This is a genomic window from Cupriavidus sp. 2SB, assembly GCF_005503625.1.
Classification (GTDB): domain Bacteria; phylum Pseudomonadota; class Gammaproteobacteria; order Burkholderiales; family Burkholderiaceae; genus Cupriavidus.
Genome location: NZ_SCMX01000007.1, coordinates 14,582 through 38,465 on the forward strand (window position 1 = coordinate 14,582; position 23,884 = coordinate 38,465).

The 23,884-nt window shown below is 60.0% G+C and carries 29 protein-coding genes and 1 pseudogene; 25 read left to right on the forward strand and 5 right to left on the reverse strand.

Features of this window, described 5'->3' with window-relative positions; translation table 11 throughout:
• The first annotated feature begins 71 nt into the window (after positions 1-71).
• The 9 genes from FFS21_RS04820 (at position 72) to FFS21_RS04860 (ending at position 9,520) form a co-directional block, all read left to right on the forward strand.
• Positions 72-1,574, forward strand: coding sequence for an ABC transporter substrate-binding protein (locus tag FFS21_RS04820; RefSeq protein WP_249359146.1), 1,503 nt, complete (start codon positions 72-74; stop codon positions 1,572-1,574).
• On the forward strand, positions 1,575-2,750 hold the full coding sequence (locus FFS21_RS04825; protein ID WP_137923805.1) for a transporter substrate-binding domain-containing protein: 1,176 nt from the start codon (positions 1,575-1,577) through the stop codon (positions 2,748-2,750).
• 25 nt (positions 2,751-2,775) lie between these two features.
• Entirely contained in the window at positions 2,776-3,420 is a 645-nt protein-coding gene (locus FFS21_RS04830) for an ANTAR domain-containing response regulator (protein ID WP_137923806.1), read from the forward strand.
• A 131-nt stretch (positions 3,421-3,551) separates the two neighbouring features.
• Positions 3,552-4,742, forward strand: coding sequence for a substrate-binding protein (locus FFS21_RS04835; protein WP_137923878.1), 1,191 nt, complete (start codon positions 3,552-3,554; stop codon positions 4,740-4,742).
• A 30-nt stretch (positions 4,743-4,772) separates the two neighbouring features.
• Positions 4,773-5,606 (forward strand): branched-chain amino acid ABC transporter permease, encoded by an 834-nt coding sequence (locus FFS21_RS04840; protein ID WP_137923807.1) that lies wholly within the window; start codon positions 4,773-4,775, stop codon positions 5,604-5,606.
• Between the two features lie 7 nt (positions 5,607-5,613).
• Entirely contained in the window at positions 5,614-7,443 is a 1,830-nt protein-coding gene (locus tag FFS21_RS04845) for a branched-chain amino acid ABC transporter ATP-binding protein/permease (protein WP_137923808.1), read from the forward strand.
• A complete protein-coding gene (locus FFS21_RS04850; protein ID WP_137923809.1) occupies positions 7,440-8,144 on the forward strand; it encodes an ABC transporter ATP-binding protein in 705 nt (234 codons plus the stop codon). The genes FFS21_RS04845 and FFS21_RS04850 overlap by 4 nt, the downstream gene beginning before the upstream one ends.
• 36 nt (positions 8,145-8,180) lie before the next feature.
• Positions 8,181-9,047 (forward strand): nitrilase family protein, encoded by an 867-nt coding sequence (locus FFS21_RS04855; RefSeq protein ID WP_137923810.1) that lies wholly within the window; start codon positions 8,181-8,183, stop codon positions 9,045-9,047.
• A gap of 68 nt (positions 9,048-9,115) precedes the next feature.
• Positions 9,116-9,520 (forward strand): hypothetical protein, encoded by a 405-nt coding sequence (locus FFS21_RS04860; RefSeq protein ID WP_225934870.1) that lies wholly within the window; start codon positions 9,116-9,118, stop codon positions 9,518-9,520.
• On the opposite strand, the pseudogene FFS21_RS04865 reads toward FFS21_RS04860, so the two are convergent.
• A pseudogene (locus FFS21_RS04865) lies at positions 9,407-9,958 on the reverse strand (tyrosine-type recombinase/integrase); the annotation flags it as partial. The gene FFS21_RS04860 and the pseudogene FFS21_RS04865 sit on opposite strands and share 114 nt — an antisense overlap.
• A 198-nt stretch (positions 9,959-10,156) precedes the next feature.
• Positions 10,157-11,044: an MBL fold metallo-hydrolase gene (locus FFS21_RS04870; protein ID WP_232776335.1), complete on the reverse strand. Its 888-nt coding sequence runs from the start codon at positions 11,042-11,044 to the stop codon at positions 10,157-10,159.
• Positions 11,045-11,159: 115 nt separating this feature from the next.
• On the opposite strand from FFS21_RS04870, the gene FFS21_RS04875 reads away from it, so the two are divergent.
• Together FFS21_RS04875 and FFS21_RS31925 are read left to right on the forward strand one after the other, a co-directional pair.
• Positions 11,160-12,116: a GlxA family transcriptional regulator gene (locus tag FFS21_RS04875; RefSeq protein WP_137923811.1), complete on the forward strand. Its 957-nt coding sequence runs from the start codon at positions 11,160-11,162 to the stop codon at positions 12,114-12,116.
• 436 nt (positions 12,117-12,552) lie between these two features.
• The gene (locus FFS21_RS31925; protein WP_160172347.1) at positions 12,553-12,729 is read left to right on the forward strand and encodes a hypothetical protein; all 177 of its coding nucleotides are present in this window, start codon (positions 12,553-12,555) and stop codon (positions 12,727-12,729) included.
• A 216-nt stretch (positions 12,730-12,945) separates the two neighbouring features.
• On the opposite strand, the gene FFS21_RS31930 is transcribed toward FFS21_RS31925, so the two are convergent.
• Positions 12,946-13,101, reverse strand: a complete 156-nt coding sequence (locus FFS21_RS31930) for a hypothetical protein (RefSeq protein ID WP_160172348.1) — start codon at positions 13,099-13,101, stop codon at positions 12,946-12,948.
• A gap of 80 nt (positions 13,102-13,181) precedes the next feature.
• Between FFS21_RS31930 and FFS21_RS04880 the strand changes: the two genes are divergently transcribed.
• Genes FFS21_RS04880 through FFS21_RS04890 form a run of 3 tightly spaced genes read left to right on the forward strand, consistent with a single transcriptional unit; the run spans position 13,182 to position 14,926 of the window.
• Positions 13,182-13,721 (forward strand): hypothetical protein, encoded by a 540-nt coding sequence (locus FFS21_RS04880; RefSeq protein WP_187192332.1) that lies wholly within the window; start codon positions 13,182-13,184, stop codon positions 13,719-13,721.
• Positions 13,690-14,127: a hypothetical protein gene (locus FFS21_RS04885; RefSeq protein WP_029309220.1), complete on the forward strand. Its 438-nt coding sequence runs from the start codon at positions 13,690-13,692 to the stop codon at positions 14,125-14,127. Before FFS21_RS04880 ends, FFS21_RS04885 begins: the two co-directional genes overlap by 32 nt.
• Before the next feature lie 10 nt (positions 14,128-14,137).
• Complete coding sequence (locus FFS21_RS04890; protein ID WP_137923812.1) at positions 14,138-14,926, forward strand: hypothetical protein; 789 nt, start codon at positions 14,138-14,140, stop codon at positions 14,924-14,926.
• 66 nt (positions 14,927-14,992) lie between these two features.
• Here the strand turns inward: FFS21_RS04890 and FFS21_RS32395 are convergent, their stop codons facing one another.
• Together FFS21_RS32395 and FFS21_RS04900 are read right to left on the reverse strand one after the other, a co-directional pair.
• Positions 14,993-16,330 carry a YfaP family protein gene (locus FFS21_RS32395; protein WP_225934811.1) on the reverse strand — a complete coding sequence of 446 codons (1,338 nt, stop codon included), beginning with the start codon at positions 16,328-16,330 and terminating at the stop codon, positions 14,993-14,995.
• Positions 16,320-16,874: a hypothetical protein gene (locus FFS21_RS04900; protein ID WP_137923813.1), complete on the reverse strand. Its 555-nt coding sequence runs from the start codon at positions 16,872-16,874 to the stop codon at positions 16,320-16,322. The genes FFS21_RS32395 and FFS21_RS04900 overlap by 11 nt, the downstream gene beginning before the upstream one ends.
• A gap of 203 nt (positions 16,875-17,077) precedes the next feature.
• Here FFS21_RS04900 and FFS21_RS04905 point away from each other — a divergent pair, with 203 nt between their 5' ends.
• From FFS21_RS04905 to FFS21_RS04955, 11 genes are all read left to right on the forward strand, one after another.
• The gene (locus FFS21_RS04905; protein WP_137923814.1) at positions 17,078-17,629 is read left to right on the forward strand and encodes a hypothetical protein; all 552 of its coding nucleotides are present in this window, start codon (positions 17,078-17,080) and stop codon (positions 17,627-17,629) included.
• A 3-nt stretch (positions 17,630-17,632) separates the two neighbouring features.
• Positions 17,633-17,881 (forward strand): hypothetical protein, encoded by a 249-nt coding sequence (locus FFS21_RS04910; protein WP_137923815.1) that lies wholly within the window; start codon positions 17,633-17,635, stop codon positions 17,879-17,881.
• An 81-nt stretch (positions 17,882-17,962) separates the two neighbouring features.
• Entirely contained in the window at positions 17,963-18,286 is a 324-nt protein-coding gene (locus FFS21_RS04915) for a hypothetical protein (protein WP_137923816.1), read from the forward strand.
• A 140-nt stretch (positions 18,287-18,426) separates the two neighbouring features.
• Positions 18,427-18,648, forward strand: coding sequence for a hypothetical protein (locus tag FFS21_RS04920; RefSeq protein ID WP_149135130.1), 222 nt, complete (start codon positions 18,427-18,429; stop codon positions 18,646-18,648).
• Between the two features lie 215 nt (positions 18,649-18,863).
• A complete protein-coding gene (locus FFS21_RS04925; protein WP_137923818.1) occupies positions 18,864-19,331 on the forward strand; it encodes an arylamine N-acetyltransferase family protein in 468 nt (155 codons plus the stop codon).
• Between the two features lie 136 nt (positions 19,332-19,467).
• The gene (locus FFS21_RS04930) at positions 19,468-19,731 is read left to right on the forward strand and encodes a hypothetical protein (protein ID WP_137923819.1); all 264 of its coding nucleotides are present in this window, start codon (positions 19,468-19,470) and stop codon (positions 19,729-19,731) included.
• A gap of 277 nt (positions 19,732-20,008) precedes the next feature.
• Complete coding sequence (locus FFS21_RS04935; RefSeq protein ID WP_225934813.1) at positions 20,009-20,992, forward strand: hypothetical protein; 984 nt, start codon at positions 20,009-20,011, stop codon at positions 20,990-20,992.
• Between the two features lie 376 nt (positions 20,993-21,368).
• The gene (locus FFS21_RS04940; RefSeq protein ID WP_249359149.1) at positions 21,369-22,544 is read left to right on the forward strand and encodes a DUF6615 family protein; all 1,176 of its coding nucleotides are present in this window, start codon (positions 21,369-21,371) and stop codon (positions 22,542-22,544) included.
• A gap of 109 nt (positions 22,545-22,653) precedes the next feature.
• The gene (locus tag FFS21_RS04945; protein WP_137923821.1) at positions 22,654-22,911 is read left to right on the forward strand and encodes a hypothetical protein; all 258 of its coding nucleotides are present in this window, start codon (positions 22,654-22,656) and stop codon (positions 22,909-22,911) included.
• A 57-nt stretch (positions 22,912-22,968) separates the two neighbouring features.
• Positions 22,969-23,328: a hypothetical protein gene (locus FFS21_RS04950; protein ID WP_137923822.1), complete on the forward strand. Its 360-nt coding sequence runs from the start codon at positions 22,969-22,971 to the stop codon at positions 23,326-23,328.
• A gap of 12 nt (positions 23,329-23,340) precedes the next feature.
• The gene (locus tag FFS21_RS04955) at positions 23,341-23,862 is read left to right on the forward strand and encodes a hypothetical protein (protein WP_137923823.1); all 522 of its coding nucleotides are present in this window, start codon (positions 23,341-23,343) and stop codon (positions 23,860-23,862) included.
• The last annotated feature ends 22 nt before the right edge of the window (positions 23,863-23,884 follow it).

A 23,884-nucleotide genomic window follows, 5' to 3' on the forward strand; every position in this document is an offset into this window, starting at 1 on the left:
CTACAAACCCCCTTGAAGGCATTTCATAGATGCAAAATGACCGGATGTTGCGCGTGGCTCTGGACTGGGCCGTGGACGAAATCGACCCACCCCGTTCTTTCGGCGGCTGGAACACTGGCCGCGTCGTGCAGCAAACGCACGAAAGCCTCGTCGAGGATGATTTCCATATGCCCCCCGGTTCAACCGGTGCGCCGACCCAAGTGGTGCCCAGGCTGGCCGAATCGGTGCAGCAATCGCCCGATGCCCGCCACTTCATCTTCAAACTTCGCAGAGACGTACGCTTTCACGACGGCGCCGAGCTGGATGCGGATGCCGTCGTCCTCAATTACCAGAGGATGTGCGATCCGGCCTCTCCCTATTACTCACATGTCGCTGCTGACTTCAATCGCGAAGGGGTAGGGCTCATCGACCACGTTCACGCGCGGGACTCGATGACAGTCGAGTTTCGCTTGAGCGAACCATTCCCGGAATTTCTGCGTTACATGACGCAGGAAGACGCGCCCGGCTCGCAGGCACTTATCAGCCCTAAGGCGATCCGAGAATTCGGACCGGATGGCTGCGCAGATCGCGCCCCAGGCACCGGGGCTTTTCGGTTCCATCGTCGATTTGAGACCGCGGGCGGATCGGCCGTGGAACTTCGACGCAACGCGGCGTATTGGGATGGCCCGCCGGCGATCGATGCCATCCAGTTCCTTCCAATTCCCGATCTGCAGGATCGCGTGCGGGCCCTGATGGAAGGCCAGGTGGACGTAGCCTACAGCCTCGAGGGCACCGATGTGGAGAACCTGCTGGCGCGCGGTTTTAACGTGCCTGCGTTTTCCCCTCCGTACCTTTGGTACTTGGTGTTCAACCAACGTGACCCATGGGTATCCGATGGCCGGGTACGCCAGGCCATTGCACATGCCATTGATCGGAAGTCGCTTTGTGACGCGCTCTTTCCAGGAACTGTACGCCCTGCAACCTCGGCGATTCCACCGGGTGCGCCAGCGCATGATGCGCATGCATTGGAACGCTATCCCTACGACCCTGATCTGGCGCGCGCCTTACTGGCAGCGGCTGGTGTTCCACAGGGCTTGGTCCTGCATGTCATTGGCGCACGCGCGGGCTCGGCGCAACTCGATCCTGGAGCGATCTTCCAACGAATCGCACACGACCTCGCTGCGGTCGGGGTCCGACTGGAAGTCAGCTTGCAAGATGAATGGGTTGCCTATTGCAATCAATGGCGGCAAGGCGCACCGATGGGCGTCGCAATGAGCGAGATGAGCTGGGCCATGTCGTGCGACGTGTGGTTATCTCAGGTCCTGCACAGCCGCAACATGTCCCCACGCGGGTTCAATGCCGGGTACCACCACGATCCTGTACTCGACACGATGCTGGATCAGGCGCGGAGTACCCTGTCATTTGAAGAGCGAAAATCGCTTTACCGCGCCGCTGATGCGCGCGTCATGGAGACCCTCCCCATCCTGCCCCTGGTCACCTCGGCAAGAGGGATGATCGCATGCTCGCCCCGTGTCACTGGCCTGACTACAGTGAACCAGTGCTGGCAAGACTTTCGGCGCGTACGGTTCACTTAAATGACCGAAAGCATGCCGACCATGTCCCCTATCACGCACAACCCGGAGCCCTGGATCCTCGGCGTGCTCTATTCCCTCGATGGGCCGACTGCGATTTCCTCGCGCCAGCATGTGCAGGGAATCACGCTTGCTCTCCAAGAGATCAACGCCCGCGGCGGTGTGCGTGGGCGCCTGCTGAATACCAAGGCCTATGACCCGGGATGCGATCTTGCCCTCTATCGTCAGTGCGTGGACCGACTGTTCACCGAAGATGGCGTGGACGTGGTAATCGGATGCTGCACCTCACTGAGCCGCAAGGCTGTGCTGCCCACTTTCGAGCGGCGCAATGGTCTGCTCCTGTACCCGGACCTATATGAGGGATTCGAATATTCTCCCAACGTGATCTACGCCGGCGCTACCACCAACCAAAACACCCTTCCACTTGCTCGCTATCTGCTGCGAAGCGGGGCCCGCCGCTTCGTGCTTGTCGGCAGCGACTACATCTACCCGCGCGAGTCAAATCGCGTAATGCGCGATCTGGTCGAGCGCCAAGGGGGGGCCGTGCTCGACGAACTGTACCTCCCTCTACAGCCCGATGCGGCGCGCATGGCGCAGTTAGTGGAGCGTGTGGTTGAATTGAAGCCCGACATATTATTCAGTGCGCTGGTGGGCCAGTCGATCTGCGATCTTCTGCAGGCCTGCGCCAATGCAGGCATTGATGGCTCCATCCCGATTGTCAGCCACAACATCACCGAGGCGGAGATGCTCGCCTTGCCGAAGCCCCCAGTCGCCGGCCATATAACGTCGGCACCCTTCTTCGCAAGCCTCGACACTGCACCAAGTCAGCGCTTTGTGAACGGCTTCAGGCGCGCATTTGGTGCGCAGGCGCCGGTTTCCCAGATTGCCGCCGCAGCCTACAGCGTCGTCCATCTTTTTGCACGTGCTCTCGAGAAGTCTGGAGAGATGGATACCCAGTCCATCATCGACGCGATGCGAGGTGTGCCATTTGAGGCACCGCAGGGTCAGATGGTGGTCGACTACGACAACAATCACACCTGGATGACGCCGCGCATTGGCCGCTGGAATGGCCGCGACCAGTTCGACATACTCTGGCAGGCGAGCGAAGCCGCCCAACCCGACCCGTGGTTGGTGAGCTATGGTGGTGCCGAGACGCTTGCCGAAGCTCCGGGTCCGTGAACTCTGCTTCTTTAAATACATCGACATGAGCAATGATCCGATGCGCGAACTGCGCGGCTTGAATGTGACGGTTTTGCATCCGCTGGACCGTGAGATCGAAGAATTGTTGCGCCATCTCAAGCGCATCGGGTGCCAGATCGACGCCTGCTGGCCGCCTCCGGCCAGTATTTCGGTATCGACCAGCGTTGTGTTCTTTGCAATCACCGCCGAAGGACCGCGTGTGACACTGCCACGATTCGTCAACCCCGCCCCGTGCTTGGTGGCCGTCGTCGACTACGAAAGCCCCAGTGCAGTCAAGAGCCTTCTCGAATCGGAAGCGCACTGCTTCATTACCAAACCCATCCGCCCCTCGGGCATTGTTTCCAGTCTGCTGCTGGCACGTTCGCTACACGGCTACCAATCCCGCCTACTCGCTAAGGTCAACAAGCTCGAAGAAACGCTGCGCAGTCGGCGCGAGATAGAGCGCGCGACGCAAATTTTGATGGAGATGAAGCGCCTCGACGAAGATGCCGCATACCAGTTGATTCGAAGCCAGGCCACCTCGCAGCGCCTAGGGATGGGCGCTGTGGCACGCTCCATCATTACCGCACACAGGGTATTTGACAGCACGTCCACGGCAACCTCAGGCCCGAAGTTGGCACGGAAGGTGCTTGGACTAACACGGCGCTAGCTTAGAGAGCGCTTTCATGCACCGCGGCAGGGCTGCCGCACTTCAGTTGGCTAGGAAGCCTTCGTTCAATTGCCATGCGGCAGGACGAAGGCTTTTTTGTTTTTGACTTTCAAATCTCGATCGTGAGCCCTATGCGCAAATCAACTCAATTGTTTACCGCGACGAGCATCCTCGCCGCATTTGCATTCGCGTCCGTGTCCCTGCTCGCCAGTCCCATCGCTGCGGCACAGCAAATGCCGCCTGTCGTGATTGGTACGGCGGTGGGCTTGAGCGGCGCAAACAGCGTCGTCGCTCCTTCTGTCGTACAGGCCACACAGCTCGCAATCGACGAAATCAACGCGGCAGGGGGAATTCTCGGACGCAAGGTGGTGCTTGAGGTTGCAGACGATGGCAGCGGTGCTGCAGGTGCCCAGAAAGCCTACGACTCGTTGCTGTTTCAAAAGAAGGTTGACGCTGTCATCTCCATGGAGACGAGTGCCGCACGCAACGCGGCACTCCCCATCGTCACCCGCGCCAAGAAGCCCTTTATCTACACCTCTTTCTACGAAGGCCGCTCCTGCAATAAGCACCTGTTCATCAACGCCTGGGTGCCGGAGCAGCAGGTTGCTTCAGTGGTCGACTACTTCAGCACAAAACTCAATACCAAGAGCTACTTCCTGATCGGAAGTGACTACGCCTTTGGCCGCGGCATGCTGGAGTTCACGCGCAAATACATTGCGTCGAAAGGACACAAGGTGGTTGGTGAAGAGTACTTGCCCATAGACGGCTCGGACTGGACAGCCATCATCAGTAAGCTCAAGGCCTCAGGCGCCGATGCCCTGATTAGCTCTACCTCAGGCGGGGCGCCCAACGTGACGCTCACCAAGCAGCTTCGGGCTGCCGGCGTCAGTCTTCCCTTCGGCAATCTGGCGGTGGATGAAGGCACCGCCAAGAGCATGGGCAGCGATGCCAAGGGTGTCTATACCGCGGGCTCCTACTACACCAGCATCGGCACGCCGCGCAACAAGAAATTTCTGTCCGCGATGAGCAAGCGCTTCGGACCGGATATGAAGACACCTAACGATCTCTCCACGCCTCAGTACGAAGCTGTTTGGGCGTACAAACTCGCGGTTGAAAAGGCAGGCACTCTCGAGACCGACAAGGTCCTCAAGGCGCTCGGGGAAGTATCCGTCAACGGCCCACGCGGCGAGATCAAGATGGACCAGCAACACCACGCAGCGCTGACCATGTACATAGGCCAGGTGCAGGCTGACGGCAGCGTCAAGATCCTAGAGACCTTCCAGAACGTCGCTCCCGGTGCGCAGTGCCCGCAGCTGAAATAGCGCCAACTAGACGAACCAGGAACTGATGCTATGACCTTGGTGCTCGACATTCTGACCACCGCCGCCATCCTGTACGGCGTTTCGGCCGGCCTTCTGATCGTCTTCGGCGTCATGAAGATCATCAATTTCGCGCACGGTGCCTTCCTCACCGTGGGGGGATACGCCGCACTTCTGGTGACCAATTTAGGATGGAACCCCTGGTGGTCCTTGCCGGTAGCATTCGCCATCGGGGGCTTCCTTGGAGCGTTGGTCGAGCGCCTGGTGATGAAGCCGCTTTACCAACGCCCACTCGACGCCATCCTGGCGACCTGGGGATTGGCGATTGTTATGGGTCAATGCATCACCCTGGTCTTCGATCGTGGCGTGCAGTTCGTACAAAGTCCTCTCAGCGGCGCTTTTGACTTCGCCGGCGCTTCCTACTCGAGCTATAGGCTCTTGATGATTCCACTCTCGCTGGCAGTCGTCGGCGTGCTTGGCTGGATGATGAACGGATCTCGCCTGGGGCTCGTGACACGCGCAGTGATCATGAACGAAGACCTGGCCCGGGGACTTGGCATTAATACCAGCCTGGTGCGTCTGGCGACGTTCTCACTCGGTGCCGGACTCGCCGGTCTGGCTGGTTCCCTGATCACCCCGCTTTCCAGCGTCGACCCCAACATGGGCGTGCCTTGGCTTGTCAACGCCTTCATGATCGTGATGGTCTCTGGCGTTTCTCTGGTCAGTCTCGGCATCGCCTGTCTGGTACTCGGTGGCGCCCAAGTCTTGGTCAGCACCTGGGCCAATCCTATCTTGGGCGGGTTGACCATCGTAGTGCTTGCAGCGCTGATCCTTCGCGTGCGTCCGGAAGGCTTTGCACGAGGTTGAAACACACATGAACATTAGCACCCAACCCGTAGTCGCAAACCCCGCAGTGACCAGGCGTCGATTGGCCTTGCCCGTCGGTCTGGCAGCCGCAGGCATTGTTTTGCTTTTCATAGCGCCCGACGTATTGCCGACCTATCTGGTCAATACGCTCATCCGCGCCTTCCTCTATGCAGCGGTCGCCATCACAGTCGACATCCTTTGGGGCTACACAGGCATCCTGACTTTCGGCCAGTCAGCGTTCTTCGGCTTCGGCGCCTATGCGGCAGCGTTGACTTTTACGCACGTCGGCTTTGGACCAGGAACGGCCCTGATGGCCTTCGGCATCGCCATCGCCGGCGCCATGCTGGTCGCTCTAGTCGTGGGCTGGTTCGCTTTCCATCCCGGTGCCTCGGCGCTTTACGGCTCTGTCATCACCCTGGTACTGCCCATCGTTGTGAGTCAGTTGCTGTATTCCGGCGGCAGCTTCACCGGCTCAAGCAGCGGACTCGCTGGGTTCGAGAGCTTTGACCTGTCCCTCGAGGCCTGGTTCCGTATCACCGCTGGCTTCCTGCTCGTGATCACCGCGGGCGCATGGGTCTTTGTTCGCAGCGACGCAGGCCGCATTCTCGAGGCCATTCGAGATAATGAACAGCGCTGCGCGTATCTTGGGATCAATGTCTCGCGCGTAAAGATTCTGCTCATGGTCGCCTGTGGGGCGGTCGCCTCCTGCGCCGGCTTTCTCTTCGCCTGCGTGCAAATGGTGGTGGCACCGGAATACGCTGGCTTCGCGTTCGGCACCGAACTGCTGATGTGGGTCGCTCTCGGGGGGCGCGGCACTCTGCTCGGACCGGTGATTGGTACCGTGCTGCTCGACAGCAGCACCTCCTACTTGAGTGGCAGCCTTCCGTTCCTGTGGAAACTACTGAGTGGTGTGGCTTTCGTCATCGTCATCGTTGCTATGCCACAGGGGCTGCTGCCAGCGCTGCTGAACGCTGTGCGTCGATGGTGTCGGCTCGGCACCCGGGGGAGCGCTTCGCGCGCAAAGGAGGTGGCACTGCGCGTTGCCGAACCACGGCCTCTCGCTGGCTTGGCCTCGGTCGGCCGGTTTGCGCTCAGCGTCGAAGACGTCCACAAGCGCTTCGGGAGTCTTCAGGTACTGCGCGGCATCGACTTCAAGGTGCGGCCCAACGAGCTGCTGAGCTTGATCGGCCCGAACGGTGCGGGCAAAACCACCTTGATGAAATGCATCGCCGATGGCGCTGAGCGGACATCGGGAACCATCAGGCTCAATGACCATGACATCCTTCGGTCCCCGCCAGCGACTTGTGTCGCACTGGGAGCAGGTCGCAAGTTCCAGAATGCCAACGTGTTCGAGTCACTGACGGTCGCGCAGGCCATGCGGGTGTCCCGCACGCGGCTCGAGCCGCCGTCACTCTTGCGGCGTGCCTCGGTTCTCGCATTGCCGGATGCTGCGCTCGAGGTGCTGCGAGCCACTGGGCTGGAAAGGCAATTGGATGTCGCTTCGCGCGATCTCTCGCACGGTATGAAGCAAGCCCTCGAGTTGGCGATGGTGCTGGCGCTGGAACCTAACGTGCTACTCCTTGACGAACCCACGGCCGGGCTTACCAAGGCAGAACGTACGCAGATCGGAGCCATTCTGCTTGACCTGACTCGGAACTACGCTCTGTGCGTACTGCTGGTCGAGCACGACTTGGACTTCGTGCACGAGATCAGCAGCCGGATCATCGTCTTGCATCAAGGCCAGATCGTCCTCGACGGCAGCGTCGAAGAGGTTGTCAACTCCGAACTCGTTCGCGAGGTCTATGCCGGTGCTGGCGCACCTGGAGAACATGCATGAGTGCCGCACTTGAGGTCAGTGAGCTCACCGCCGGCTACGGCGGTGCAATGGTTCTGCACGGCGTGAGCCTATCGGTTGCACCGGGGGAGATCGTTGCGCTGTTGGGAAAGAACGGCATGGGCAAGAGCACGCTCTTGAAAACCATCATGGGCCTGGTTGCGGCGCAACGTGGCACGGTGTCCATCTTTGGTGAAAATGTGAGTAAGCTGCGCGCGCACCAGGTGGCTCGGCGTGCACTGGCCTACGCCCCCCAGGAGAAGCCTCTGTTCCACGACCTCAGCGTCGAGCAGAACCTGCAGCTGGGGCTGCGCGAATCGAAATCGTTCAATAGGCAATTTGAGCGCGTCGCCGACGTCTTCCCGGTTCTGGCCACGCGCCTGAAGCAGCGTGCAGGAACGCTTTCGGGGGGCGAACAGAAGATGCTGCTGATTGCGCGCGCGCTCCTTTCCGCTCCGGCGCTCATCCTGATCGACGAGATCACCGAAGGCCTGCAACCCTCGGTGATCGAACGCTTGGCGGCAATTCTCAGGAGCGAGCGCGAGCGCTCGGGAACCGCCATGTTGCTGGTAGAGCAGAACGTCAGCTTCGCGCTATCGGTGGCCGACCGCTATCTGCTGCTCAAGCGCGGCGAGATCGTCAATGCAGCCAGGGTGGATTCCAATCAAGCAGCGCAGCATATCGCGGCCGATTTGGGGCTGTGACAGCGTAATTTGCAATTTCTTCCCATTTATACGCTCATGACAGCCAACCAAACTCCGATCTCGCTGCGGATCGCCTGCGTTCAGATGGAACCTCGTGTAGGCCAGAAGGCGGACAACCTCAGGCGTAGCCTGGAGTACATCGAAGCGGCAGCGGCCGCGGGCGCACGTCTTGTGGTGTTGCCCGAGCTGTGCAACACAGGCTACGTTTTCAATTCCCGAGAGGAGGCATTCGAGGCGGCGGAGCCGGTGCCCGGTGGTCCCAGCTGCGAGGCTTGGATACGCACTGCTGCAAAGCTTGGCCTTGTGATCGTCGCTGGCGTCTCTGAACGCGTTGGCGACCGGCTCTATAACTCCGCTGCGGTCATTGGTCCCGACGGGTACTTGGGCACCTACCGAAAGAACCACCTTTGGGACGCCGAGCAGCTGTTCTTCGAGCCGGGCGACCTGGGCGTGCCGGTGTTCGAATTCGAAGGGGGGCGCTTTGCCTGCGCTATCTGCTACGACATGTGGTTTAGTGAGATCTACCGAATGGCCGCAGTCGGCGGCGCCGAACTCTTGTGTGTGCCAACAAACTGGGTTCCCATGCGACACCAGCCGTCCGACCTTCCTACCATGGCAAATCTTCTCGCGATGGGCGGCGCGCACACCAACGCGCTGTTTGTCGCCGCAGCGGATCGCATCGGCATCGAACGCGGGCAGCCCTTCCTCGGCCGCAGCCTGATCGTGGGCCCCGACGGTTGGCCACTGGCCGGACCGGCATCACCCGACAGGGAAGAAATGCTGTTGGCGGAGATTGACTTCAACACTGCTCGCCAGCTGCGCGCCCTCAACGCTAACAATCACGTGCTGAACGACCGCCGTCCGCAGGTGTATGCACAGGTTTTGCAACCTCCTCTTGCATGACCTGGCCGCTGAGCGCGTCGAGCCTCAATACCGCTTGCCTGCGCGAGCTCCTGAGGCGATCCGTGTCGATGACACTGGATCAGTACGTCGAGCCAGTGTATAGGCGTGCTGGTACCGAGAGGGCGCTGGGCCAGGACCCGGATGCGCTGTTCGACCTGCGCGCCATCTTCCAGGAGCCGTACCAGGACATCGAGCTGCACGCCTTGCCGGCCCTGCTGCATCCGCAAAAGGACCGGCACGGACTCCATAACCTGGAAAAGGTGTTTGCCCCGGATCCCAGGAGCGGCCAGGACATCTTCGCGCTGCGCGACATCGACCGCAGGCGGGGCACGCTGGTGGTGGTGCGTTCCGACCAGTATGTGGCCCAGTTCAAAGGGAAGCAACTGAACAGCACGCAGGTTTTTGGTTCGACGGTAGATGAGCGTCGCCTTCGTCCTGCGCATCGAGTGCGTACCGTAATCGGCGCGGTCTAGTCCAAGCTCATCGACCCAGTGCCCGAGGATGCGGGCGTACTGCCGGGTGCCTAAATGTGGCGAGGCGTGCAGGCGGCTGGGAAACAGGAAGTCCTCGGGCTTGAGCTTAGCCTGCTTGATCCAAGCCTGAAGCGCCTCCCGGGCCGCCAGTGTGATTTCGAACTGCACCGGGCGCTGGGTCTTGTGCTGCATGACGATGGCACGCGTTGCCATCTGATCACCGTGACACACATCCCTGACCTTCAGGGCGACCAGATCGCAGCCCCGAAGCTTGCTATCGATGCCCAGGTTGAAGAGGGCCAGTTCGCGCACTCGATGCTCCATCTGTAGACGCACCCGGAGCGCCCAAATGTCTTTCAGCTTGAAAGGAGCTTTCTGCCCGACGATCTTGCCTTTGTTCCATGGCTCGCGATGAGCCGTGTTGGTAGCGGATCCCATGATGGTCTCCCATCGAGTTGAGGGCCAACCAAGATGCGCCTACAGGCGAAATGGGCGCTTGCTCTGAGTCAAGAGGCTGTCGTACCGGCCCACCACGCCGAACGGCTGCTCTCGGGCGCGGTTCGAGACTGACACTCCCGGCCAAAAGCGGTCTCTGGTCCCCCGTGTCCGGTCTTGACGACGAGGCACCGTAGTAGTTTAGAACCGGAGGGTTTCGCCATCCTCGGGAATCAGCACCCGTTGCTCAATTTTATGGTCTTGCACAAACTCACGCAGGGCCTTGCGGGTGAGTGACATGTGGTTCACCGCATCCATGTGCACGGCCACGATGGCCGCATGGGGCGCTGCCTTGGTGGCCTGGAGTGTGTCCTGCTTGCCCATGATGATGGGATGCTCCTCAAAGCCACTCACGAGCGCGCTCCCTGTGTTGAGGATCACCACGTCGGGCTTGTGCAGCTTCAGTGCCTGATCCACTTCCGGACGCCACACCGTGTCCCCCGCCACGTAGACCGTCTTTGCCTGCGGCGCCGCAAACACGACCCCCATGACCGGGCCCATGAACGCCGCACGCGCGGGGTCGGCAAACCACAAATCCGTGCCGTGCTGACCGCCGGTCCTGCTCAGCTTCACACCCTTGAAGGTGGTGGAGCCGGTGAGCACGCGGACGTCCTGGAAGCCTTGGCTGCGAATGAGCTTGGCATCCGCTTCGTTCTGCGTGAAGACCGGCAGGCTCTTGGGGATCGCCTTTTGAGCGGCCTCATCCCAATGGTCTGTATGGGTGTGGGTCACGACCACTGCTTCCACGCTGTCCAGCACATCCTTCACTGAAAAGGGCAGCGCGACCAAGGGGTTTCTCAGTTCGCTGCGGTAAGTGCCCGGGAAGCCGGGGAACGCCCCTTGGTCCGACAGCATCGGGTCGACCAGGAAGGTCGTGCCAGCAAAGTCGATCTTCACCGTGGCGTTACGGATCTGCTGCACTTTGACCGAGGTGCCGGTGACGGTTGCCGGTGCAGACCAGGCGGTTGCCGCAAAGGCGCCCAGCGACAGCGAGACCAGCAGGGGAGTGAAAGCTTTCATCGAGAACATGGGGGACACCCGCGTTGAGTTGAAGAGGCCTCCATGGTCGTGTCTCTCGCCCCTTTGTAGAATTGACCCAAGCGTCAATATTCGAAAGAATTGGGCCACTTCACCCAGGAGCTCCATGTCAAAGCGACTTCCCCTCGTGGCCCTCGTGAGCTACCCGCACTTCAGCCCGTTTCACTTTGGCGTGCCGTTCTTGATCTTCAGTGCGCAGTTGCCCGAGCAGGCGCTGTTCGATCTGAAGATCGTCACGCCAGGCGGCACCGCGCTGGCGGCCGAGCGGGCCTTGTTCGTCCAACCCGATGGCGGGCTGGAGTTGCTGGCCAAGGCTGACATCGTCGTGATCCCCGGTTGGCATGATCTGGCCGAGCGTCCTGAGCCCGAGCTGATGGCCGCCTTGCGCCAGGCCCGCCAGCGGGGTGCCCATGTGGTGGGGCTGTGCTACGGCGCGTATGTCCTCGCCTATGCGGGCTTGCTGGATGGCAAACGCGCATCCACACACTGGATGGCGGAGCAGGATTTCAAGCTGCGCTTTCCGCAAGTGCAACTGGACATGAATGCGCTGTATGTCGATGACGATGGCCTGATCACATCGGCGGGAACAGGGGCGGGCCTGGACTGCTGCCTCTACATCGTGCGCAAGTTCTACGGCCAGAAAACGGCCAACAAAGTCGCCCGGATGATGGTGGTGCCGCCTCACCGCGAAGGAGGACAGGCTCAGTTCATTGAACAGCCGCTTGCCCCTTCCACGCAAGATGCCAGGATCAATCAGTTGCTGGACCATTTGCGCCAGCACCTGAACCAGGTCCACTCGGTCGATGCGCTGGCCCAACGCGCCGCCATGAGCCGGCGCACGTTCACGCGCCACTTCAGCAAGGCGACCGGCATGTCGTTGGGAGACTGGCTCATCAACGAACGCCTGCAGCGGACCCGAGAGCTGCTGGAAAGCACCACCTTGCCGGTGGAAGCCATCTCTGACCTGGTCGGATTTCAGAACCCGACCTCGCTGCGTCAGCACTTCAAGCGCAGAAACCAGGTCAGTCCCAGTGAATGGCGAAGAACCTTTGGGCGCGCGTGAGCTTTGTCTGCTCCGGGTCGATTTGCGACATTGAGCCCCTTTAGCTTTGACCTGTTAGATAAGTTCTGCGTGGTGAAGGTGGCGGGATTGAATGCAAATCGTTGATGAGTTTGGGATGGAAATCGGTGGAGGGCTTGTTGTGCGAACGCCTAGTGGGTTTGCTCCAAAATACTCATCCGGGTGCCCACTTGGCTTCCGGGCAATGGTCGCCACTGCCAATGAAACGCAACAGCCCTACTCGGTTAATCGCAACACCAGTCAACGACTTCCTTCTCAAAGGAAACGCAACAGTAGCCTGGTGCACTTAGGTCTATGGAACATGGTTTGTAGTGTTCCACCGCGACGACCTGAAGCTTCTGGAGGGCTTGCCCTCCCGTGAAAGTGCTTTTGACGCGTTCCGCGAAGCGATTAACGGGCTGTGAAGGAGATACCTATCATGAAAGACTTCAACGTAACTTTTACCGTCTCGGTTACGGCAGGAACGCCGGAGGAGGCGGCCCGCCTCGCACTAGACGATCTGCGCGACAGGAGCCTCGAGTCGTGGAACGCCGATGTGGAGCATCAAGGGGAAAGGAGTAGCGTTACTGTGTCGAGCGACGGTGAGCACGCGTAGCATCAAAGTCGAGCGGACCGCTGCAAGCATGCAGTTAAATCGTTGCAGCGACGCACGCTATTGACACGCAGATTAAACTCGCTAAGTAGAGGCCCTCAGAATCTAACCCCCACACCCCATCATCCTGCCGAAGGCTGATGGGGTTTCTTCTTGCCCGTGTTCGGAATCGGGTGTCGCGCAATGGGAGGGGCAGGGCGATGCGGGGAAGGATCAGGGTTAGCCGAGGCAGATGCCGTCGCGGCGTACAAACACATCTTCATCGGCCGAGATGACCCACCTCGCGCCTTGGTTGAATCGCTCCACGTCGTCGACTGCCCAGTGATCTTTCGCGGCCGTCTGCATGTCGAAATCGGACATGGTTGCGGTGAGCATTCTGTCGTAGAATCCTCGGACGCAGAGTATGCGTATCTGTTAAGGTTTAAAATGATCACATGCACGTTATTGAGGGCGTGATGAAAGTCAACCAAGGATTGATGCGCGGGCGGTTCAGGCGCATGAACCGCCGGCAGAAGAAGAAGGCCGACGCCAAGGCTGTGCGCCAGGAGGCGGCTATCGTCGAGGTTGGCGGCTATGCCCGCTGCGATTTTGTGGCGAAATCGACTTGTGACTGCGATCGCTGCGAGAACGCTTCACCTGGTGCGCGGCTCTATGCAGCCATTTCGAGTGCCGGGGAAGGTGGCGAAGAAACGGACCACTATGCTTGTCCGTCGTGCGCGCTGGCGAGGACAGAACGGATTCGGAACAACAACGCGTGGTGGAAAACGGCGGTTGAGTGCCCAGTCTGTTCCAACCTGTCAAAGCACCTTGCCTTTGACCTCATGGCGCCGCAATGCGAGCACTGCGCGCCTTATGGCCTTGTGAGCCCGGCGAAGGCAGCGGCTCTTCAAAGGAGGATGGCTGCACAGACCGGTGCGGTAACACTTCACGTGACATCCAACACGAACTACTCAGGAAGCATCCATGGGAACGAAGCCGGAACCGAAGCCCTCTAAGAAGACTGACGATCTCGCGACATTTGACGAGTTCCGGGCAGGTGTCAGCTATCTCCTCGTCCACGATCACGGCATGCCGGAGATCGTCGCCAGGGACGTCCTCGAGGGGGAAGCGGAGTATCTGGAGCAGGCGTTTCAGGATGGCGCTGATCGCAAACTGCTGCTGACGGAGGTTGCAGAAGAGTTGGCGTTCAAGCCGCGCTCGGACAGAGGCTGGATTCGAAAGGATGAAGACCATCTGCTCCTGGAGGTGAACGAAAGAGTACGAGCGCTGCTCGACAGGATTGCGAAGACAGGCCTATACGGCGGCAATCCCGAGGAAGTTGCGCAGGCCTTGCTCTGCCGCGGGATAGAGACGGTTCTGCCCGTTGCACAGAGCCTGGACGCGAACGGCCGCTTCGGCTAAGGGGGCACGGATGCCGGAAATCATTCCCCCTCTGGGGATCGCCTTTGACTCAACGCCGATTCCGCTGACTCCCGACTCCAGAGCAGTCGCGACGCGAAAAATCCAGGACATGATGTTTGCCTTGCAGACCCTGGCCCGAGGCGTGGGCGAGGGGAAATCGCCAAGCGTTGGGCTTGCTGACGCCACCCTGAGGGCCTGCGAGTTCAACCTGGCGGATCTCGCAGGTGTATTGGGCGTAAAGATGGACAGCGCCGCCGACGTGGAGGCACGTCACGCAGCTCTACGCAAGGCAAATGCACGGATACGCGAGGTGGAGGCCCAACTCGGCAATCAGCAGGCGCCCGAGCACACGCAACTCAGCCTGCAGGTTCTGGAGGATCGCTTGTACACCTGGTGGAGCCTTGAGGGGTTTGGGACAGTCTCCGAAGTAGCATTCCGCAGCAATGGATGCAAGGCGATACTCAGCTGCAACCCCAAGGGACGCTTCGGCTTCGGCCTGCTGGAGTCTGACACGCCTGTCTCCGACAAAGCAGCTGAGGCTGCTTGGCACGAGAGTCTCCAGGAAATGGGGTACGTGCTGACGGACGACGGCGGGGACGTAGCGGTACTGGACTGCGACGCGAGTCGGAAGGCCTTGTTTGATCCGATTCGCACCCGACTGCCATCGGCAGAGATCATGAAGACGGAGAACCTCAGTCGGCGCGGAAGGACTGAATGCGTCTTGCGCGGTGTTGAGATTTACATCTACAGGCTACCAGAAATTCTGACGCTACCGCAACCGGTACCGACCGAAGGGTAGGTCATACTCGGGGTCCCATCCCATCCTGTCCGAGGTTGAGGAACGGGACCCCTGACCAAGCGCGGGCTACTGCGCAGTCACACGCAGGCGGCCTGTTCCTTCTTGCCTCACCTGCACGGTCGCAACGGGGATTGGCGAGTTGTCCCCGGGAGTGCCGCGAGCCATTCCGACACCCACCGAGCGCGTCAGGAGCACCCCTTCGTCATAGGATGCAATCTGAACCGTCGCGGTTCGCCCGGTCGCGCCGGAGAAATTGTTCACACCGATGGCATACGTCCCAAGCGCGAGCTTGGTGGCGTCACACGTAGCGGTGTAGTGCTCCGGCCCGAATCCCACGATATTGTCGACATCGAGCTCGCCGGACAATCCCTTCTTTGCTGCATAGAAAACGTGCCTGCCTGTTGGTTCGATCGAGTGAAGGTCGACGTCTCCGGCCCCATCCCACGTCAAGGTGACAGTGAAGAATCCGTCGGAGCCTGTCGACTGGGGAGCCTGCACGGTCGAGAGCGCATTGCCGAGGTGCTGCTTGACCATGCCCCTAGGGTTGAGCGGGCCAATCGGGGGGAGCACTTCGTTGAGGTAGGTGCGGACGAGCTCGTGACCGGAAACATCCTCGCGCCCCGTTGCCGAGATCTTCACGTTGTTGGCAGGCACCGTACCGATCAGGCGTAGACCGTTGATCACGAGATCCAGATCGGCAAGCGTGTACTCGCCGTTCAGTGTCGGCGACGCCGGCGCGATGTGAACTGCCTTTACCGCGGCTGCCCCAGCCTTCGATGTTGCATAGCGGTACGCCGCGTTCATGAACAGATTGCCCTGACTGTGCGCGACCAGGACCACCTTTTTGTGGGCTGCTAGATGCCCGTCCACCCGTGCCTGGTGCTCCAGGTAGTTGGTCAGCGTCGGCGGAGTACTTGCCCAGGAAGTGAGAGCAGCGACTGTCTTTGCGCGAATATCGTCATAGATGCCACCCAGCACGCCGGCAAAGGCCCCAACGGTCGACAGGACCCGGGTGAATGAGTTCTGCTGGGTATCCGAGGAGATGGCCTCCCAGAACAGCTCGAAACGGTTCTGCAAGACTGCGTCCTGTTCGGCCGCGCGTTGCTTGAAAGTCTCGATCAGATCCTCAGCGCCGGTGGCACCGTGTTCCGAGCCCGTCGTGTTGAAAAAATTGTCGTAACTGATCGGCTCGCCCGTTGGCGCGTATGTGTCGCCATACAGTTGAGCGAGGGCTTCCCGGGCACTCTGGGCCTGACTGCGGGTGTTCCAAACCCCGTTGAAGAAGCCGACCGTGATGCCTCCGTGTGAGCAAAGTACTGTCTGGGACTGGGCCGTCACCACGCCTGGAGCAGCCGTCACCGAGATGAGGGTGGCCAGCGGGAGGTTCCTGAGCTTATTGCGCATCGCAGGTGTCTCCTCGCGGCTGGGATGAAACGGTGCCGTCTAAGGCCTTGCTGTAGGCGAGGTACGCGCGGGCGCGGAATTCCGTGTTGGCCGTCAGCTTCTCGTACATGGTCACGGCGCCGGAAGCCGCTGCGGTAGTCGTGAAGCGACTCCAGATGCAGTGGATTGCGCGATTGGCCTGCTGATCGACTGCACGCAGCGCCTCATTGTTCGACACATCGACGAGCAGGGTCGCTTGCAAACTTTTCGCCAGCTGCTCGACGGCCGCCCGCTGGCCAGCGTCGTAGGGCTGTTTGATGATGTAGGCCTCGATGTCGTCTCGGATGCCGTTTCCATTGGCATCCGGACCTTTCACGTCTGGAGACCGGTCGAGGATCGGAAGCTGGCCGGTTTGCTCCAGGCGTTGCACCGCCTGCGCCGGCGTTTCAGTCGGGGGCGTTTGTGCCTGGGAGTCTGAACCCCCACCACATGCGGACAAGACGATCGCGCTGGCGATGATCGCGGTATGGCGAGCCAGTACACCTGATTTTCGATGAGTTGTCATTTTCCTTTGATCTTTGAGTCGTTTCCCGGCGGAACCGTCATGGCTAACCCCTGCATCAGCCAGCTCCGCCGGCGGCATCGACGATACACCACGATGCTTGACTGATACATAACACGGAGGTGGTATCAGCCTGTATCAAGTTGATATATTTCCGCATGTTGCGCATCCCTCTTCATCGATCAACCCGCAAGGAAGGAGAAGGTATGCAGAATCAAGTAATTCAGGTGCGAGCAGGATTTTCGTCGCGGAGACTGCGCGAGCAGTACCCGACCAAGGGATCTATGCCGCGCGACGTGGTAGAGGTGCTGTACGCAACCCGGAAGGAGGAGGTGGAGGTGCTGACTGCGAAGCCCACGGTTACCGCCGAGGATCTTCTCGATCTGGATCACGTGGCGCGAGCCATGGTTGCGCATAAACTCTTCTGTCAGTGTGACGACCAGGCGCGGAGCTTCTTGCTCAACGACGCGCATCACTGGGTTCGGAGCTCAGCAGTGCTGGCACAAGCGGACATGTCTGTCGGCCCCGCGGAAACGCGGGCTGTCCGTGACTACCGAATGGTTGACGGCCAGTTCATGTCGCGCTGGTTTCCGATGGTCCCGGGTTTGCCTGGGCAGTTCGTGCGGCCGGAGGCTTGGATTCAGTCTCATTGCCCTGATGGTTACGCCCAGCCCGAACAGGCCCATGCCTCCGCGCATGAGTACCTGACGGGGTGCAACGACCAGGTAGCCCCGGGTTTGGCGGCAAAGGGGAACTGAACGATGGCCAAGTCTTTAACGCGCAACTGCGACACGGTGTATTGCGCATCGGACGTAGAACGGAACAGGCGCTTCGGGGAGGTGACTTCGAACGGGGTGGTCTTTGACTACACCCTTGCAGGGTCATTCGGTGCGACGTTCACGCTGATTCGGGAGGAGGGCCATTCGGACGAGGACCTCGAGATTGCTGCGAAGGAGCTCTGGAGGGATCGAGACGTCATCGGCAAGATCCGGATCGCGCGTGTTGAGTAGCAGGAGGGGATGTTCGCCTTACACGTCTCTGGTCGGCATCTCCGATCGCAAGTCAACGCCACTCATTCTGGAGATCTCACCATGAGCAACGCTGTGAAGCAACCCGTCAGGATTTTTGTCGCATGTTTGGACAGCGCCTGGAATCCGTCGATTCACACCTGCACGGTGGAAGTGACGGAGGAAGAAGAACTGTTGGGGAAGCACCTCGAACTGGCAAAGGCAGACGCGGTCGCCAACGGCTTCGAAGGGACGATGATCGCCCTCGATGCCGAGGCAATGCCTCCGAGCAAGCTGCGAGACATCGCAGACTGGCTTGATGACAGCCGCTGGCGTCCAAACCCGGTTATCGCTGGCCTGATTGGGCAGAACGCCACCTCCGCTGCTGGCAACGTTATGGAGCGCTGAATCACCGCGCTTTTCCCGTAGCCTAAATCTCACCACAGGCCGTCCACCTCGGACGGCCTTTTTCTTTCATGCGTGGGCGGGTAGAGGAGGGTGTTTGTCATAACGGTTCGCAAGTTCAACCCCCAACAAAGGAGCACCGAATGGAACTCGTTCCCATCCAGCATCTGCCATACGCCTATCGCTGCGCATTGGAGGTGTTTGCCGCATCAGGCGATCGGACGAAGGCGCGGCTTGGCTCACTCGTCGAGCACTACTTGAAGTCATGCGGACTTTCCGATGATCCGCATCGCACCGTCTACGAGGAGTCGGTGTACAGCCATGCGAAGAAGTCGTACGGCCTCGGCGCTGACCAGGGCTTTTAAGTCCCCGATCGGAGTGCCCGGGTGGCCGAGCTCCATCGTCCCGAACAATGAAGTGAAGCAACCGAAACCCCATGCCCGCGCGCTCGACTCACGTCGTGCCGCGGGCATTTTTTGTTACTGCGCGTCGCAGGGCTTGCAGGCGTCACCAGTGCGATTACGGGTAGGCGTTCCGCATACCTACCTGCAAGTCAACCCACCTTACCAGGAGAATCGCTATGACTCAGCAGGAAAACCGAATCGGTTGCACGAACAAGACCGCGAGGGTAGTTATCGAAGCCAGTGGCACCAGCGAGTCCGCTGAGGCACCGACCTACGCCGCCTTCGACGTTACGCATTCGTTCATCGGCAAGCTTGCCAGGCTCGTTGCCGTGTGTAAGGCGTACGAGCTCACTGAGGCGCGTTTTGCCTGCTATCCAGCCTGGGGCCCCGGGGGCATTGAGGAGGAACTGCGACTGCAGAACGGTGAAGTGGTGGTCCAGCCTGACGGCACCTTCCGTTTCGCGGATTATCCGAGCGACGGTGGCTACATCATCCAAACGAGCAGCGCCCAGATCGCTGTACTGATGGAAAAGTTCGAGGCCGCTGCTGACGGCGATGTCTTCTTCTTGGACGACGATTTGAACCTGCATGCACGCTATGCAGAAGACTACGAGCCGATAGCCGACGAACCGGCACTCGCTTAAACCCTACATCCAGCCCCGTGCGCACCTCCTCAGGTGGCCGGGGCTTTCATTCTTTTGAAGCGTGGGTTTGCTTGTGATGCATCTCCGTTGGCACTCAACCGCGGCTCAACCCGCATACTATTCAGGAGAATGGAAAATGGCTTGCACTGCAAAGCAGATGACCTATGGACACGGCAATAGCATCATCCTTCTCGTGGCCGAGAAGATGGGTTTGGAGCCATCCCTGACCGACGCAGCCAAGCGACACCTACGGGGCGAAGAGACGCACCCCATGACCGGTGCCGCGATCGAGCGGGAGGCCGAGCGCATGAACGACTTGTTGAAGCATGACGCCTCATTGATTGCCCAGGCCAACGGCCTTGCAGAGGGTCTCAAAGTTGAATACGGCTTTACCGCCTGATGTCATGACCGCCGGCTTCCCGGCTGAGGCGTCTGTGGTCTGACCTCATCCCCCAATAAGCCCGCGTGCACGATCTCCCGATCGGCCGCGGGCATTTTCATTCGTAGTCGCCTACTCGTCGTCGCGCGGCACGGCCGCCGCCGCGGCGGCCAGCGTCGCGGGCCTGTGAGGTTTATCTCCCGGTGTTTCCCATACCACACCCGTAAGGCTCACCCCGCCAGTCGGCGGGAGAGATATGACGCTTGTTCCAATCTCAACCGATCAAGGAGATGTACTCATGTTGAAATCGACTCGACCCTTTGCAATTCTGGCTGCACTGGCTGCTTCGCTGGCACTCGCTGCGTGCGGTGGTGGTGGTGAGGAGACGGTGAAGCCGGACTCCACGCCGATCATCTCGACTCCGCAACCGGGCAACCCATCGAACCCCACACCGGCCGATCCGGCGAATCCGTCCGGTCCGACGACTCCGACCGATCCGTCGACACCGACTGATCCCTCGAATCCGACGACCCCGACCAACCCGTCCGGCCCCGGTACGCCCGGCCTGAAGGTCACCGGCAGTGCATCGCTGGTTGGCTCGCAGAACGTTACCGTGCTGTTTGCAGGCACTGCGCTGAAGCCGACGGGTTTGGCTGGAAACTTCCTTTCGGCTCTGACCGTCCCTGCGACCGCGCAGGCAGTTACGGCAGAAGGGGCGTACAGCACGCTGGGTGCCAGCAGTGGCGCGATGTCGGTGAAGCTGTCCGACGTCGCAGAAATCGATGATGTGGCCGGCAACGGTCAGTATGCGATCGGCCGCTGGAAGGTTGGCTCGTTCGACGTCACGACGCCGACGGTCAACAACACCCAGACGCTCCGGGTCAACCAGGCTGCGCCGTATGCAGTGGGCATCCCCCTGGATCTGTATTCGGGCCCGAGCACCGGCACGCTGGCATGCGCCTACGAGGCTTCGACGAAACCGACGAGCTTGGATGGTTCGACCGCCGCTGGCACCTTCAATGGTGCGGGCAGCTCGGCGATCATCAACCTGGCTACGAAGGTGATCACACTGAACCTGTCGCTCGATATCGGCGCTGACCATGGTGTGACTTTGTCGAAAACCAACGTGTTGGTGGACATGCCGACCACTGGCGGTGGTTCGTCCGTGATTGCCGAGACGGTTGGCTCGGACCTGAGCAAACCCTATCTCGTGATTGCGTACGGTACCGTTACCCCGACCAGCGGAGACGTGGGAGGCCTTGCGGTCTTCCGTTGCCAGTAACTGTTGTCCAGCACGCCGCGGAGCTTCTCCGCGGCGTCTTTTTCCTTTCCTGCGCCGCGGCTTTGGAGTTACCCCGGGGTAATGGTCCTTGCCACGGGGGCCATCCTCATGTCTAATAGACCCCATACCGAAACACACATCGGTCTCAGATTCTCCTCTGAGGTTGGGAAGCGATCGAAAGATCGCACTTGCAGTCAAAGGCCCGCACGATTGAAAGATCGTGCGGGCCTTTGGCTTTCTGGGCTCAGCTTTCCTCTGCGACAGCCCTGGATCGAGCGCGCACGGCCGGCTCTGTCCTGTTTCTTGGCAAGTAGAAAGATCTCACGTATGATTCGTAACACGTATCTATACGATAACTGTCAATCCCACCCGCGTTATGCAGGCATTCATCAAGTTTTTGTTGTCTTCCTTGGGTTTGGTCAGGAAGCAGGAGTTTCAAGCGAAAGTAGATCTCGTCAGCGATCTGTCAAAGACGCTTGACAAGCGCGAGGAGCAGCTTTCCCTTTTGCGGTCGACACTCGCGACGACTGAGCGCGCTCTGACGGGAAGCCAGGAAGAGAATCGGAAACTGCGAGAAGCAGCTCAGCAAGAACGGGACCGCCAGGACTGGTGCTTGCCCTCACTGGTGGAGTTTCCGCCTGGGACGCCCGCAAGCTTCCATGAGAAAACATGGAAATTCCGAAGCGCATTCCTGAGGGATGGTGCATCGCCGTCCGACGTGAGCCGTATGGACCAGTTCTCTAGTCCAGCGCGATGGGCGTTGTACTGGTGCGTTGTCCACGCTTGTCGCGCTGCCGCAAATGCGGTCGTGGCCAAGGTCGAGGACGGGGTCTCCGGGGAGTTCTTGAAGGCATTGGCTTCAGAAGTCGGGACGGCATCGAGGTTCTCCGCCGAAAGCGGGAATCTGCAGGTTGCCTATAGCGTGATCTTTGAGCATGCCAAGCCGGCAGTGAAGGAAGCGGATGTAGGTGCCGATATTCTCCTGATCGTTGCTGGACAGCAGGTGGCAGGGAGCGGCTTTGCGAGGGCTTTCTGGATTCAGGCAAAGAAGGCTGAAGCCGATGCCAACCCATTCACGCTTCACTACGACCAGAAGAACACCAAGGGCTTGCAGGTTGACGCACTAACCAAAGTGCATAGGCCAAATCGGGGTTCGTTCGGGTTGTATATCCAGTATTCCAAGCTTCCGTACGTTCCTGCGGTGTCTGTGTCCAGTCTCCCACGGGAGAACGGAGTTCTGGCCGCGGATCTGTCCGACCTCGGTTTGTGTATGCCGGAATACATCGTCGCGCACGCGGGTGTTGGGGGGAGGATCGGTTCCTTCGCGGATACAGCGGAAATCCTGGCCTACCTTGATGAGGTTTCCGATATGAAGCCCTTCTACGTCGCTACGGTCACTGCGGAAGGGGGGCTGGAGCTTGATCAGAAGCGAGCCAACAACCAGTTGCTCTCTACGATCACAGGCCATTACCGCCAACGGCTTGGGCTCAACCGGGTAGCAGAGAACGACAGCGCGACACACTCGCAACGCGACAGGGACTTTGAGATGTGAAGGCAGGTTTGCGGTCGTTGACAGAAGAGATAGCGGGTGCCGGTATTTCTTGGTCAATTCTGCATGCCGCAGCGTCGCAGCAGACGAATATATGACAGGGAAGACTCCGATGAAATCATGGGACTACAAAGAAGTAACAAACGAGGCTGAGCATCGTATTCAGCAGCTCTTGGAGGCATCCCGTGGTAAGCCTGCCGAGGAAGCTGAGCGTCTGCGCCAGTTTGCTCATGGCGTCTATGTTCTGTGGGATGGGCTGACACTCGGTTGGCGGCCAAGCGGATTGGATGATGGGACGCGGCTGTTGAACCTGTTGGGGTCATACCAATTTACATGGCGCACCGAACTGGGTTTGCCGGCTGACGCTTGATAGCCAACGGCATACGGTTGGCGAATGTGCGCTATCCGAGCAATGAGCGAGTTGAAAATGAAGATTTCCAGCGAGATCAAAGACCAGGCGAAGTACCTCGAGTCCTATGTGGTCCTGGACACCGTCACCGCGGCGGGTAAGTTCGCGGTAGGCCTCGGCATTGGCAATGTCGCACGCGAAGGGCTGTATCTGACGCCCGTTGGGCAGGCGGCTTACGAGCGATTGAAGGAGCTCGGGAAGAACTCGCCTCAGCTGGTCGATGTGGCATCCAAGTTCAAGGCAAAGGAGCTCGTTCGCCAGGCTTTCCTCAAGGCCGACGCCGGCGGCTCGATCTTCTTCGTTTGCAGGGAAGGCATCTACGACACGGTCTACGACCTTCTGAACGTCATAGGCTCCAGCACTGCAGCAGCGGCGTAACGGACAATCGGAATGGCTACACAGTGTCTTGATGACGTCGCCACCGCCGGAGAGCCGACCGGGCGGTCTGAGCAGTACCTGGTCGGATGGCGTTTTGGCGACTGGTATTTGCAGCAGGGCGGTGACCCTGATGGCCGACCGGGCGAGCTTTGGTCTGCCGAAAAGGCCAGTGGCTTCCTTGACCGGTTGGCCTTGGGGGTTGAGGCGCCAAAGAGCGGTGCCGCGGGCGGGGCAGCGCCGGCCGAGCCCAGCTGGCCAGATGCCGAAGGGTCCGCCTTCGAGGTCCGAACCTCCGCACAGGGCGATACCGTCTGGGTCAACTGGGCCGATGGCAGTTGTATTGCCCGCTTTAGCAAGCGATTTGGCATCGACGTTCACGCCAGCGGCGAAGCGCAGATGGCCGGGGCTCCCCAGTGTCTCTTCTGCGCTCACGGTGTTGCCGGCCCAGAGCAATGGCACACGTTCCGCCAGAAAGTGCGCGAGCACCATGGCATCGACGTCCCAGATGACGCGATCGCCTTCGCCGGCGAATGACCCGAGCGCACATCATTCGATT